The 13047-nt window shown below is 70.8% G+C and carries 12 protein-coding genes; all 12 read right to left on the bottom strand.

Going from position 1 to position 13047, the window contains the following annotated elements:
• The coding region (locus ACWD4B_RS08480; protein ID WP_451420081.1) for an S-adenosylmethionine synthetase N-terminal domain-containing protein at positions 1-680 on the bottom strand (680 nt) is incomplete at its 3' end.
• Between the two features lie 208 nt (positions 681-888).
• The gene (gene coaBC / locus ACWD4B_RS08485) at positions 889-2091 is read right to left on the bottom strand and encodes a bifunctional phosphopantothenoylcysteine decarboxylase/phosphopantothenate--cysteine ligase CoaBC (protein ID WP_451420082.1); all 1203 of its coding nucleotides are present in this window, start codon (positions 2089-2091) and stop codon (positions 889-891) included.
• A gap of 98 nt (positions 2092-2189) precedes the next feature.
• Entirely contained in the window at positions 2190-2462 is a 273-nt protein-coding gene (gene rpoZ, locus ACWD4B_RS08490; RefSeq protein WP_049718421.1) for a DNA-directed RNA polymerase subunit omega, read from the bottom strand.
• A 34-nt stretch (positions 2463-2496) separates the two neighbouring features.
• Positions 2497-3087, bottom strand: a complete 591-nt coding sequence (gene gmk, locus ACWD4B_RS08495) for a guanylate kinase (protein WP_451420083.1) — start codon at positions 3085-3087, stop codon at positions 2497-2499.
• Between the two features lie 38 nt (positions 3088-3125).
• The gene (locus ACWD4B_RS08500) at positions 3126-3449 is read right to left on the bottom strand and encodes an integration host factor (RefSeq protein ID WP_390779081.1); all 324 of its coding nucleotides are present in this window, start codon (positions 3447-3449) and stop codon (positions 3126-3128) included.
• Positions 3450-3663: 214 nt separating this feature from the next.
• A complete protein-coding gene (gene pyrF / locus ACWD4B_RS08505; protein WP_451420084.1) occupies positions 3664-4539 on the bottom strand; it encodes an orotidine-5'-phosphate decarboxylase in 876 nt (291 codons plus the stop codon).
• Positions 4536-5651 (bottom strand): quinone-dependent dihydroorotate dehydrogenase, encoded by a 1116-nt coding sequence (locus ACWD4B_RS08510; RefSeq protein WP_451420146.1) that lies wholly within the window; start codon positions 5649-5651, stop codon positions 4536-4538. The genes pyrF and ACWD4B_RS08510 overlap by 4 nt, the downstream gene beginning before the upstream one ends.
• 57 nt (positions 5652-5708) lie before the next feature.
• Complete coding sequence (gene carB, locus ACWD4B_RS08515; RefSeq protein WP_451420085.1) at positions 5709-9020, bottom strand: carbamoyl-phosphate synthase large subunit; 3312 nt, start codon at positions 9018-9020, stop codon at positions 5709-5711.
• Entirely contained in the window at positions 9013-10155 is a 1143-nt protein-coding gene (gene carA, locus ACWD4B_RS08520; protein ID WP_451420086.1) for a glutamine-hydrolyzing carbamoyl-phosphate synthase small subunit, read from the bottom strand. The genes carB and carA overlap by 8 nt, the downstream gene beginning before the upstream one ends.
• Positions 10152-10718, bottom strand: coding sequence for a PH-like domain-containing protein (locus ACWD4B_RS08525; RefSeq protein WP_451420087.1), 567 nt, complete (start codon positions 10716-10718; stop codon positions 10152-10154). The genes carA and ACWD4B_RS08525 overlap by 4 nt, the downstream gene beginning before the upstream one ends.
• Complete coding sequence (locus ACWD4B_RS08530; RefSeq protein ID WP_451420088.1) at positions 10715-12001, bottom strand: dihydroorotase; 1287 nt, start codon at positions 11999-12001, stop codon at positions 10715-10717. Before ACWD4B_RS08530 ends, ACWD4B_RS08525 begins: the two co-directional genes overlap by 4 nt.
• A gap of 2 nt (positions 12002-12003) precedes the next feature.
• Positions 12004-12987 carry an aspartate carbamoyltransferase catalytic subunit gene (locus ACWD4B_RS08535; RefSeq protein WP_451420089.1) on the bottom strand — a complete coding sequence of 328 codons (984 nt, stop codon included), beginning with the start codon at positions 12985-12987 and terminating at the stop codon, positions 12004-12006.
• Between the last annotated feature and the right edge of the window lie 60 nt (positions 12988-13047).

Consider the following 13047-nt stretch of genomic DNA (forward strand, 5'->3'; position numbering starts at 1 on the left):
ACCAGCTCCTTGAGAACGTGCTCCACCACGAACTCACGGACATCCGGCGCCAGAAGCGAATCCAGGTCGATGTCCGACGCGTGCTGCGAGGACACGACCACCGTGTCGAGACGGACGGCCTTCGCACCGTCGTACTCGATCGTCACCTGCGTCTTGCCATCCGGACGCAGGTAGGGGATCGTCCCGTTCTTGCGGACCTCGGTCAGGCGGCGCGAGAGGCGGTGCGCCAGGCTGATCGGCAGCGGCATCAGCTCGGGGGTCTCGTCACAGGCATAGCCGAACATCAGGCCCTGATCGCCCGCACCCTGCTTGTCCAGCTCATCCTCATCACCCTCGACACGCGACTCATACGCCGTGTCGACACCCTGAGCAATGTCCGGGGACTGCGAGCCGATGGACACCGACACGCCACACGAAGCGCCGTCGAAGCCCTTCTTGGACGAGTCGTAACCGATCTCAAGAATCTTGCCGCGCACCAGCTGCGCGATCGGCGCGTACGCCTTGGTCGTGACCTCACCGGCGACGTGCACCAGGCCAGTGGTGATCAACGTCTCGACGGCGACCCGGGACGTCGGGTCCTCGCGGAGGAGAGCGTCGAGAATGGTGTCGCTGATCTGGTCAGCGATCTTGTCGGGGTGACCCTCGGTCACAGACTCCGAGGTGAACAGGCGGCGGGACACATCGCTCCCTGGGGTTGCAGCGGCTGCTGGCTGATCATTGACGGACCCGGCCGAGAGCTGCGCTCGACCTGGAACCGGTGCCAGTTTATCCGGCGTTCTCGTGCTTCGGGCATCCCGTCTCGGATCGCCACCGGCGTGACCTGCGACACTCACCTCCGGAGTCCCAAGCGGCGCAAGGGAAACCGGAGGGCAGGAGTCCGCCGGAGCGTCAGCCGAGACGGCGGGCGACGAGGTCCCAGACGACGTCCGCGAGGGCTTCCTTCGGGCCGTGCGGGACGGGGGTCTCGGAGCCGTCGGAGGCCAGCACGACGGCCTCGTTCTCCGCCGAGCCGAAGGTCTTGCGCTCCCCCACCTCGTTGACAACCAGCAGGTCACAGCCCTTGCGCGCCAGCTTGGCGCGGCCGTTGGCCAGCACGTCGTCCGTCTCCGCGGCGAAGCCGACAACGACCTGGCCGGGGCGGGCACGGTCGGCGGAGAGCTCGGCGAGGACGTCGGGGTTGCGGACGAGGGCGACGGGCTCGGGGTCCTGCCCGTCCCGCTTCTTGATCTTGCCCGCGGCGTACTGCGCCGGCCGGAAGTCGGCGACGGCGGCCGCCATCACCACGGCGTCGGCGTCGGCCGCGGCCTTGATCACCGCTTCACGCAGTTGAACAGCCGTGCCGACGTGGACCACGTCGGCCCCGGCCGGGTCCGGCAGCTCGCTGTTCGCCGCGACGAGCGTCACACGGGCACCACGGGCCACCGCGGTCCGGGCCAGTGCATAGCCCTGGCGGCCCGAGGAGCGGTTGCCGAGGAAGCGCACGGGGTCGAGCGGCTCGCGGGTGCCGCCCGCGCTGATCACCACATGGCGGCCCGCGAGGTCCGCGGGCTGCGGGCCGCGGGCCAGCACCCGGCGGCAGACCTCGAAGATCTCCTCGGGGTCGGGCAGCCGGCCCTTGCCTGTGTCGACGCCGGTCAGCCGGCCGACGGCGGGCTCGATGACGACCGCGCCGCGGCGGCGCAGGGTCGCCACGTTCTCCTGGGTGGCCGGGTTCTCCCACATCTCGGTGTGCATCGCGGGCGCGAAGACGACCGGGCAGCGGGCGGTGAGCAGGGTGTTCGTCAGCAGGTCGTCGGCGAGCCCGTGCGCCGCCCTGGCCAGCATGTCCGCCGTGGCCGGAGCCACGACGACGAGCTGCGCCTCCTGCCCGATGCGCACGTGCGGCACCTCGTGGACGTTCTCCCAGACCTGGGTGCCGGCCGGGTGGCCGGACAGCGCGGACCAGGTCGCCTCGCCCACGAAGTGCAGCGCGGACGCCGTCGGAACCACCCGCACGTCGTGCCCGGACTCCGTCAGCCGCCGCAGCAGCTCACACGCCTTGTAGGCGGCGATCCCGCCGCTGACCCCCAGAACGACCTTCGGCTTGTCCATTGCCGGCTGCTCCCCGCGCTCGCGTTTCCTACAAGCTCTATGACACACCAAGGGCCCGGCAGCCGTGCTGCCGGGCCCTCGGGTAAGAACGTCGCCGCTTAGGCCGCCGGGGCCTCGATGGCCTCGGAGGTCAGCAGACCCGCGTTGATCTCGCGGAGCGCGATGGAGAGCGGCTTCTCATGGACGTGGGTGTCCACCAGCGGGCCGACGTACTCCAGCAGGCCCTCGCCGAGCTGCGAGTAGTACGCGTTGATCTGGCGAGCGCGCTTGGCGGCGTAGATCACGAGGCTGTACTTCGAGTCGGTCGCTTCGAGCAGCTCATCAATCGGCGGGTTGATGATGCCCTCGGGCGCGGTGATGGAAGAGGACACTCTCTGCCTTCCGAAGGGGGGTGAAGAAAGATGTTCAGCGCAGCAAGGCTAGCAGTTCGCGCGCAACGTCCTCCACGGAGGTGTTGACCAGCGTGGTGTCGAACTCCGACTCCGCCGCCAGCTCGACGCGGGCGGCCTGCAGGCGGCGCTCGATCACCTCGGGCGACTCGGTGCCCCGGCCGGTGAGCCGGCGGACCAGCTCCTCCCAGCTCGGCGGCGCCAGGAAGACCAGCCGGGCCTCCGGCATGGTCTCCCGGACCTGCCGGGCGCCCTGGAGGTCGATCTCCAGCAGCACCGGCACGCCCGCCTCCAGGTGGTCCAGGACCGCCTGGCGCGGGGTGCCGTAGCGGTTGCCCGCGAACTCGGCCCACTCCAGCAGCTCGCCGTTGGCGATGAGCTTGTCGAACTGCTCGTCGTCCACGAAGAAGTACTGGACCCCCTCCTGCTCGCCGGGACGCGGCTTGCGGGTGGTGCAGGACACCGAGAGCCACACCTCGGGGTGGGCCTTGCGCATATGGGCGACAACCGTGCTCTTGCCGACCCCGGAGGGGCCGGAGAGCACGGTCAGCCGCGGTTGTCTGGCCGGGGGAACGGGGGACGTCCCCCGGGAGACTGCAGTACTCATGCAGCGATTATCCCGGTTCCCGGGAGTGCCTGGGAACGTCAGGCGGCCGTGCCCCCGAACTCACGCTCCAGGGACGCGATCTGGTTGGAGCCGAGACCGCGCACCCGGCGGCTCTCGGAGATCCCCAGCCGCTCCATGATCTGCTTGGCACGGACCTTGCCCACGCCGGGAAGGCTCTCCAGGAGGGCACTGACCTTCATCTTGCCGATGACATCGTTCTTCTGGCCCTGCTCGATGACCTCGTGCAGCGAGGCGCCGGAGTGCTTGAGTCGATTCTTGACCTCGGCCCGCTCCCGGCGAGCCGCGGCGGCCTTTTCGAGCGCGGCTGCGCGCTGTTCAGGGGTAAGGGGCGGAAGAGCCACGCCTACGTCACCTCGGATGTCGAACTGTCGGATACGGACCGGTGAGGAACCTAGTCGGCCCACACCTGGGGAGCAACGAGCAACGCGCTTGCACGTTCGCTCTCGTCGGAGACTAGCGGCCGATCCCGCTCCAGTCAGCGAGAACAAGCGAAAAGTCCTGGTCAGACTCCGTCGACCAGGACTTTTCCGGACATAACAACCAACAATTTCGGCGTTAATGCGCCGCCGGACCGCTCGCCGCGACCGCTTCCTGCACTTCGCCGGCGAACCGCGCGGCGCTCTCGCGCAGCGCGGCGACGTCCGGACCGTGACGCAGGACACCCCGGCTGACGTTCGGGACGACGTCGCGCACGGCCGAGCCGAAGACCTTCGGCAGATCGGCGGCGGTCGCGCCCTGGGCACCGATTCCCGGGGCCAGCAGCGGCCCGTCGATGGCCAGATCGACGGCCGCACCGAGCGAGCCGCTCAGCGTGGCGCCGACGACCGCGCCGTAGGAGCCCATGGCCCCGGCGGCGGCCTCGGCGGCGTTCTCGGCGCGCAGGTGGCCCAGCATGGTGGCCGCGACCGTCGCGCCGTCGGCACGCACGGCGTGCTGCACCTCGGCGCCCTCCGGGTTGGAGGTCAGGGCGAGCACGAAGACGCCGGTGCCGCTCTCGCGCGCCAGGTCCAGCGCCGGGCGCAGCGAGCCGTAGCCGAGGTACGGGCTGACGGTCACGGCGTCCGAGAACAGCGGCGAGGAGGGGTCGAGATAGGTCGCGGCGTACGCGGCCATGGTGGAGCCGATGTCGCCGCGCTTGGCGTCCATCAGCACCAGGGTGCCGGCGGCCCGGGCGTCGGCGACGGCCCGTTCGAGGACGGCGATGCCGCGCGAGCCGAACCGCTCGAAGAACGCGGACTGCGGCTTGAGCACCGCGACCCGGTCGGCCAGCGCCTCGACGACGGTGTGCGTGAAGCGCTCCAGGCCGGCGATGTCGTCGGACAGCCCCCAGTCGGCGAGCAGCGAGGCGTGCGGGTCGATGCCGACGCAGAGCGGGCCGCGCTCGTCCATGGCACGGCGCAGCCGCGCGCCGAAGGGGGTGAGCGAGGTCATGCGGTCACCTTCCGGTGGTCGGCGCCGACGGCGTCGGCGAGGGTGGCGTACGGGCTGGCGGCGAGGCGCTCGGCCAGGCCGCGGTGGATGCGGCGGCACCAGAACGGGCCCTCGTAGATGAAGGCGCTGTAGCCCTGGACCAGCGTGGCGCCCGCCAGGATGCGCTCCCAGGCGTCGTCGGCGGTCTCGATGCCCCCGACACCGACCAGGGTGATCCGGTCGCCCACACGGGCGTACAGACGGCGCAGGACCTCCAGCGAGCGCTCCTTCAGGGGGGCGCCCGACAGGCCGCCCGCGCCGATGGCCTCGACGGTGCGCTGGGGGGTGCGCAGCCCGAGGCCGTCGCGGGCGACGGTGGTGTTGGTGGCGATGATGCCGTCCAGACCGAGCTCGACGGCCAGGTCGGCGACGGCGTCGACGTCCTCGTCGGCGAGGTCGGGGGCGATCTTCACCAGCAGCGGGACCCGGCGCCCGGTCACCGTGCGGTCGGCGGCCTCGCGCACCGCGGCGAGCAGCGGGCGCAGGTGGTCGACCGCCTGGAGGTTGCGCAGGCCGGGCGTGTTCGGGGAGGAGACGTTGACGACGAGGTAGTCGGCGTGCGCGGCGAGGCGCTCGGTGGAGGTGACGTAGTCGGCGACGGCCTCCGCCTCCGGCACCACCTTGGTCTTGCCGATGTTGACGCCGACGGTGGTCCGGAAGACCGGATTCCGTGTGGCGAGGCGCTCCGCGACGGCCGCCGAGCCGTCGTTGTTGAAGCCCATGCGGTTGATCAGCGCGCGGTCCGCGACGAGGCGGAACAGCCGCTTCTTGGGGTTGCCCGGCTGCGGCTGAGCGGTGACGGTGCCGATCTCGACGTGGTCGAAGCCGAGCATGCTCATGCCGTCGATGGCGGCGGCGTTCTTGTCGAAGCCGGCGGCCAGGCCGAAGGGGCCGTGCATCCGCAGGCCGAACGCCTCGGTGCGCAGCGCCTGGTGGCGGGGCGCGAGGACGGCCGCGGCGAAGGTGCGCAGGACGGGGATGCGGGCGAGGAGCCGGATCCAGCCGAAGGCCAGGTGGTGGGCCTTCTCGGGGTCCATGCGCTTGAAGATCAGGTCGAAGAAGAGACGGTACATTTCCAGCCTTCGGATCATGGAGAGGGGGACACCTCCCGGTGTCCCCCTCCGTCGCCTTTACGCCTCGCGGGCGGCGGTCAGATGTTCCGCGTGCTCCTGCAGGGAGCGCACGCCCACGTCGCCGCGGGTGAGCGCCTCGATGCCCTGGACGGCGGCCGCGAGGGCCTGGACCGTGGTCAGGCACGGCACCGCGCGGGCGACCGCGGCGGTGCGGATCTCGTAGCCGTCGAGCCGGCCGCCGGTCCCGTAGGGGGTGTTGACGATCAGGTCGACCTGGCCGTCGTGGATCAGCTGGACGATCGTCTTCTCGCCGTTGGGGCCCTCGCCCTCGCTCTGCTTGCGCACCACGGTGGCGTTGATGCCGTTGCGCTTGAGCACCTCGGCCGTGCCGGAGGTGGCCAGCAGCTCGAAGCCGTGGGCGACCAGCTCGCGCGCCGGGAAGATCATCGAGCGCTTGTCCCGGTTGGCCACCGAGACGAATGCGCGGCCCTTGGTGGGCAGCGCGCCGTAGGCGCCGGCCTGCGACTTGGCGTAGGCGGTGCCGAAGACGCTGTCGATGCCCATGACCTCGCCGGTCGAGCGCATCTCCGGGCCGAGGACGGTGTCCACGCCGCGGCCGTGGATGTCGCGGAAGCGGCTCCAGGGCATGACGGCCTCCTTGACGGAGATCGGCGCGTCCAGCGGCAGCGTGCCGCCGTCGCCCTCCTTGGGAAGCATGCCCTCGGCGCGCAGCTCGGCGACCGTGGCGCCCAGGGAGATCCGGGCGGCGGCCTTGGCCAGCGGTACCGCGGTGGCCTTCGAGGTGAAGGGCACGGTGCGGGAGGCGCGCGGGTTGGCCTCCAGCACGTAGAGGATGTCGCCGGCCATCGCGAACTGGATGTTGATCAGGCCGCGCACGCCGACGCCCTTGGCAATGGCCTCCGTCGAGGCCCGCAGGCGCTTGATGTCGAAGCCGCCGAGGGTGATCGGGGGCAGCGCGCAGGCGGAGTCGCCGGAGTGGATGCCGGCCTCCTCGATGTGCTCCATGACGCCGCCGAGGTAGAGCTCGTGGCCGTCGTAGAGCGCGTCGACGTCGATCTCGATGGCGTCGTCGAGGAAACGGTCCACCAGGACCGGACGGGTCGGGGAGATCTCGGTCGACTCGGCGATGTACGACTCCAGGCGCGCCTCGTCGTAGACGATCTCCATCCCGCGGCCGCCGAGCACGTACGACGGACGGACCAGGACGGGGTAGCCGATCTCGTCGGCAATGGCCTTCGCACCCGCGAACGTGGTGGCCGTGCCGTGCTTGGGGGCGGGCAGGCCCGCCTCGGCGAGGACCCGGCCGAAGGCGCCGCGGTCCTCGGCGGCGTGGATGGCCTCGGGCGAGGTGCCCACGACCGGGACGCCGTTGTCCTTCAGCGCCTGGGACAGGCCCAGCGGCGTCTGGCCGCCGAGCTGGACGACCACGCCCGCGACCGGGCCGGCCTGCTGCTCGGCGTGGACGATCTCCAGTACGTCCTCCAGGGTGAGCGGCTCGAAGTAGAGCCGGTCGGAGGTGTCGTAGTCGGTGGAGACGGTCTCCGGGTTGCAGTTGACCATCACGGTCTCATAGCCCGCGTCGCTCAGGGCGAACGAGGCGTGGACGCAGGAGTAGTCGAACTCGATGCCCTGGCCGATCCGGTTCGGGCCGGAGCCCAGGATGATCACGGCGGGCTTGGTGCGCGGCGCGACCTCGGTCTCCTCGTCGTAGGACGAGTAGAAGTACGGGGTCTTCGCGGCGAATTCGGCGGCGCAGGTGTCGACGGTCTTGTAGACCGGGCGCACCCCGAGGGAGTGCCGGACCTCGCGCACGACGTCCTCGGTCAGGCCGCGGATCGCGGCGATCTGGACGTCGGAGAAGCCGTGCCGCTTGGCCTCGGCCAGCAGCTCCGGGTCCAGGCGCTCGGCCGTGCGCAGTTCCTCGGCGATCTCGTGGATGAGGAAGAGCTGGTCCACGAACCACGGGTCGATCTTCGTGGAACCGAAGACCTCCTGCGGGGTGGCCCCGGCGCGGATGGCGTCCATGACGGTGTTGATCCGGCCGTCGGTGGGCACCGCGGCCTTCTCCAGCAGCGCGGCCTTGTCGCCGGGCTCGCTCACGAAGTCGAACTGCGAGCCCTTCTTCTCCAGCGAGCGCAGCGCCTTCTGCAGCGCCTCGGTGAAGTTGCGGCCGATGGCCATGGCCTCGCCCACCGACTTCATGGTGGTGGTGAGGGTGGCGTCCGCGGAGGGGAACTTCTCGAACGCGAAGCGCGGGGCCTTGACCACGACGTAGTCGAGCGTGGGCTCGAAGGAGGCCGGGGTCTTCTCCGTGATGTCGTTCGGGACCTCGTCCAGCGTGTAGCCCACGGCCAGCCGGGCGGCGATCTTCGCGATCGGGAAGCCGGTCGCCTTGGAGGCCAGCGCGGAGGAGCGCGAGACGCGCGGGTTCATCTCGATGACGATGACCCGGCCGTCCTCGGGGTTGACCGCGAACTGGATGTTGCAGCCGCCGGTGTCGACGCCGACCTCGCGGATGATCGCGATGCCGATGTCGCGCAGCACCTGGTACTCGCGGTCGGTCAGCGTCATCGCCGGGGCGACGGTGATGGAGTCACCGGTGTGCACGCCCATCGGGTCGAAGTTCTCGATGGAGCAGACGACCACGACGTTGTCGTGCTTGTCGCGCATCAGCTCCAGCTCGTACTCCTTCCAGCCGAGGATGGACTCCTCCAGGAGCACCTCGGTGGTCGGGGAGAGCGTGAGGCCCTGGCCGGCGATGCGGCGCAGCTCCTCCTCGTCGTGGGCGAAGCCGGAGCCGGCGCCGCCCATGGTGAAGGAGGGACGGACGACGACGGGGTAGCCGCCGAGCGTCTCGACGCCCGCGAGGACCTCGTCCATGGTGTGGCAGATGACCGAGCGGGCGGACTCGCCGTGGCCGGTCTTGGCGTTGACGGCCTCGACGACGCCCTTGAACAGGTCGCGGTCCTCGCCCTTGTGGATGGCCTCGACGTTGGCGCCGATCAGCTCGACGCCGTACTTCTCCAGGACGCCGTTCTCGTGCATGGAGATCGCGGTGTTGAGCGCGGTCTGGCCGCCGAGGGTGGGCAGGAGCGCGTCGGGGCGCTCCTTGGCGATGATCTTCTCGACGAACTCCGGGGTGATCGGCTCGACGTAGGTGGCGTCGGCGATCTCCGGGTCGGTCATGATCGTGGCCGGGTTGGAGTTGACCAGGATCACCCGCAGGCCCTCGGCCTTCAGGACCCGGCAGGCCTGGGTGCCGGAGTAGTCGAACTCCGCGGCCTGGCCGATGACGATCGGGCCGGAGCCGATGACCAGAACGGACTGGATGTCGGTGCGCTTAGGCACGCTGGCCCTCCATCAGGGAGACGAAGCGGTCGAACAGGTACGCGGCGTCGTGCGGTCCTGCTGCTGCCTCGGGGTGGTACTGGACGCTGAAGGCCGGCTGGTCGAGCAGCTGGAGGCCTTCGACCACGTTGTCGTTGAGGCAGACGTGGGAGACCTCGACACGGCCGTAGGGGGTGTCGGTCGCCTTGTCGAGCGGGGCGTCGACGGCGAAGCCGTGGTTGTGCGCGGTGACCTCGACCTTGCCGGTCGTACGGTCCTGCACGGGCTGGTTGATGCCGCGGTGGCCGTACTTCAGCTTGTAGGTGCCGAAGCCGAGGGCGCGCCCGAGGATCTGGTTGCCGAAGCAGATGCCGAACAGCGGCGTCCTGCGCTCCAGCACGCCGCGCATCACGGAGACCGGGTGGTCGGCGGTGGCCGGGTCGCCCGGGCCGTTGGAGAAGAACACGCCGTCGGGGTCGATGGCGTAGATGTCCTCGAGGGTCGCCGTGGCGGGCAGGACGTGCACCTCGATGCCGCGCTCGGCCATCCGGTGCGGGGTCATGCCCTTGATGCCCAGGTCGATCGCGGCGACGGTGAACTTCTTCGCACCGATCGCCGGGACGACGTACGCCTCCTTGGTGGCGACCTCGGCGGAGAGGTCGGCGCCCTTCATCTCGGGGGCCTGGCGCACCTCGGTGAGCATGGTGCCCTCGTCGGGCAGGGCGTTGCCGGAGAAGATGCCGACGCGCATGGCGCCGCGCTCGCGCAGGTGGCGGGTGAGGGCGCGGGTGTCGATGCCGCTGATGCCGACGATGCCCTGGTGGCGCAGCTCCTCCTCCAGCGAGCGCCGGGCACGCCAGTTGGAGGAGACGCGGGCGGGGTCGCGGACGACGTAGCCGGCCACCCAGATGCGGGCGGACTCGGGGTCCTCGTCGTTGACGCCGGTGTTGCCGACGTGCGGGGCGGTCATGACGACCACCTGGCGGTGGTAGGAGGGGTCGGTCAGGGTCTCCTGGTAGCCGGTCATGCCGGTGGAGAACACCGCCTCGCCGAAGGTGACTCCGTGGGCCCCGTAGGCACGGCCGCGGAAGGTTCGGCCGTCCTCCAGGACGAGTACGGCGGGAACCCTTGCGGCTCCCCTGCTGGAGGTCGTCATCGTGCGCCTTCCGTCGTGCTGGTGCTGTGGGTGGTGAGGGCCTCGACCCAGGCCGCGTGTTCGGCGGCCGTGTCGGAGCGGAAGCCCGAGTCGATCGTCTTGTCGCCGTGCTGCCAGGTGATCACCAGCAGGCCGCCCTCGGTGAGGACCTTGCCCGCGATGCCCTTGTCGAGGCGGGCGCCGCGCAGCGCGGCGGTGGGGATGAAGAAGTCCTGTGCCCCGGGCCGGACGACCCGGACGCCTTGCTCCGTCAGGGTGAGCTCGGCGCGGCTGCGGGTGCCGAGGCCCTGCGCGACGATGCGGTCGAGCCACTGCCCGGCGGTGGTCGAGCCGTGGTAGCGCCCGGTCATCGTGAGCGTGCTCGCGCCGGTGTCCTCGGGGACGGCCGGCAGCTCGGGCAGGTCGCCCTGGAGCGTGCCGCGCCACTTCCAGCCCTCGCGCATCAGCCAGTAGAGCAGTGCGATGAAGAGCAGAAGTCCCACGACCCAGCCGGCCCGTGCGGCCCAGTGGGTCACGGCCTGGGACTTCTCCTCGACCGCCAGATTGATCAGTGCAGGTGTCACGCCAGCTTCCCGTCCACGACCGTCGCCCGGCCCCGCAGGAAGGTGTGGGTGACGCGACCCGGCAGCTCACGGCCCTCGTACGGGGTGTTGCGGCTGCGGGAGGCGAAGCCCGCGGGGTCCACGACACCACGGTAAGCGGAATCGACCAGCGTGAGGTTGGCGGGCTCCCCGGGGGCGACGGGGCGGCCGTGACCGGCGAGGCTACCGATGCGCGCGGGCTTGAAGGACATGCGCTCGGCGACCCCGGCCCAGTCCAGCAGCCCGGTGTCGACCATCGTGTGCTGGACGACGGACAGGGCCGTCTCCAGGCCCACCATGCCCATCGCCGCGGCGGCCCACTCGCAGTCCTTGTCCTCGTGCGGGTGCGGGGCGTGGTCGGTGGCCACGATGTCGATCGTGCCGTCGGCCAGCGCCTCGCGCAGCGCCATCACGTCGCGCTCGGTGCGCAGCGGCGGGTTCACCTTGTAGACCGGGTTGTACGAGCGCACGAGCTCGTCGGTGAGGAGCAGGTGGTGCGGGGTGACCTCGGCGGTGACGTCGATGCCGCGCGACTTGGCCCAGCGGACGATCGCGACCGAGCCGGCCGTGGACAGGTGGCAGATGTGCACCCGGGAGCCGACGTGCTCGGCGAGCAGGACGTCGCGCGCGATGACCGACTCCTCGGCGACGGCCGGCCAGCCGCCCAGGCCCAGCTCGGAGGAGACGACGCCCTCGTTCATCTGGGCGCCCTCGGTGAGCCGCGGCTCCTGGGCGTGCTGGGCGACGACGCCGCCGAAGGCCTTCACGTACTCCAGCGCACGGCGCATGATCACGGCGTCGTCGACGCACTTGCCGTCGTCGGAGAAGACGGTGACCCCGGCGGCGGAGTCGTGCATGGCGCCCAGCTCGGAGAGCTGCTTGCCCTCCAGGCCGACGGTGACGGCGCCGATGGGCTGCACGTCGCAGTAGCCGTGCTCCTTGCCGAGCCGCCAGACCTGCTCGACGACGCCGGCGGTGTCGGCGACGGGGAAGGTGTTGGCCATGGCGAAGACGGCGGTGTAGCCGCCGCTCGCGGCGGCGCGGGTGCCGGTCAGGACGGTCTCGGAGTCCTCGCGGCCGGGCTCGCGCAGGTGGGTGTGCAGGTCGACCAGGCCGGGCAGCAGGATCTTGCCGTCGGCCTCGATCACCTGGGCGCCTTCGGCGCTCAGGCCGGTGCCCACCTCGGCGATGGTCTCGCCGTCGACGAGGACGTCCTGCGGCTCGCCGCCGAGGATCTTCGCACCACGGATCAGGATCTTCGACATGGTTACTTGTTCTCCTCGGTGCGGGGGGTGGTCGAGACGGCCGGCTCGGAGCCGCCGAGCAGCAGGTAGAGGACGGCCATCCGGGTCGAGACGCCGTTGGCGACCTGCTCGACGGCCGTGCAGCGGTCGGAGTCGGCGACCTCGGCGGTGATCTCCATGCCGCGGTTCATCGGGCCGGGGTGCATCACGACGGCGTGCTCGGGCATCTTCGCCATGCGGTCGCCGTCCAGGCCGTAGCGCCGCGCGTACTCGCGCTCGGTCGGGAAGAACGCGGCGTTCATGCGCTCGCGCTGGACCCGCAGCATCATCACGGCGTCGGACTTCGGCAGCACCTGGTCGAGGTCGTAGGAGACCTCGCACGGCCAGCTGTCGACGCCGACGGGCACCAGGGTGGGCGGTGCGACGAGGGTGACCTCGGCGCCCAGCGTGGTCAGCAGATGGACGTTGGAGCGGGCGACCCGGCTGTGCAGGACGTCGCCGACGATCGTGATCCGGCGCCCGGACAGGTCCTTGCCGAGCCCGGTGTCGGGGCCGACCAGGCGGCGGCGCATGGTGAAGGCGTCCAGCAGGGCCTGGGTGGGGTGCTCGTGGGTGCCGTCGCCGGCGTTGACGACGGCACCGTCGATCCAGCCGGAGTTGGCGAGCCGGTAGGGGGCGCCGGAGGCGTGGTGGCGGATGACGACGGCGTCGGCGCCCATGGCCTCCAGGGTCAGGGCGGTGTCCTTGAGCGACTCGCCCTTGGAGACCGAGGAGCCCTTGGCCGAGAAGTTGATGACGTCGGCGGAGAGCCGCTTGGCTGCGGCCTCGAAGGAGATGCGGGTCCGGGTCGAGTCCTCGAAGAAGAGGTTGACGACGGTGCGGCCGCGCAGGGTGGGCAGCTTCTTGATCGGCCGGTCGGCGACGCGGGCCATCTCCTCGGCGGTGTCGAGGATCAGGACGGCGTCGTCGCGGGAGAGGTCGGCGGCCGAGATGAGGTGACGCTTCATCCGGTTTGCTCCGTGGTTGAGGAGATATGCGGGGGTGAGGTGCGGGCGTGCGACTGGGCG

The organism is Streptomyces sp. NPDC002536 (assembly GCF_053594995.1).

What these genes read in the sequence shown, in the direction of transcription:
- pyrF (WP_451420084.1), bottom strand. Translation starts at nt 4,539, where the DNA reads ATGACCTCGCTCACCCCCTTCGGCGCGCGGCTGCGCCGTGCCATGGAC.
- carA (WP_451420086.1), bottom strand. Translation starts at nt 10,155, where the DNA reads ATGACGACCTCCAGCAGGGGAGCCGCAAGGGTTCCCGCCGTACTCGTC.
- ACWD4B_RS08530 (WP_451420088.1), bottom strand. Translation starts at nt 12,001, where the DNA reads ATGTCGAAGATCCTGATCCGTGGTGCGAAGATCCTCGGCGGCGAGCCG.
- ACWD4B_RS08535 (WP_451420089.1), bottom strand. Translation starts at nt 12,987, where the DNA reads ATGAAGCGTCACCTCATCTCGGCCGCCGACCTCTCCCGCGACGACGCC.
- ACWD4B_RS08510 (WP_451420146.1), bottom strand. Translation starts at nt 5,651, where the DNA reads ATGTACCGTCTCTTCTTCGACCTGATCTTCAAGCGCATGGACCCCGAG.
- coaBC (WP_451420082.1), bottom strand. Translation starts at nt 2,091, where the DNA reads ATGGACAAGCCGAAGGTCGTTCTGGGGGTCAGCGGCGGGATCGCCGCC.
- gmk (WP_451420083.1), bottom strand. Translation starts at nt 3,087, where the DNA reads ATGAGTACTGCAGTCTCCCGGGGGACGTCCCCCGTTCCCCCGGCCAGA.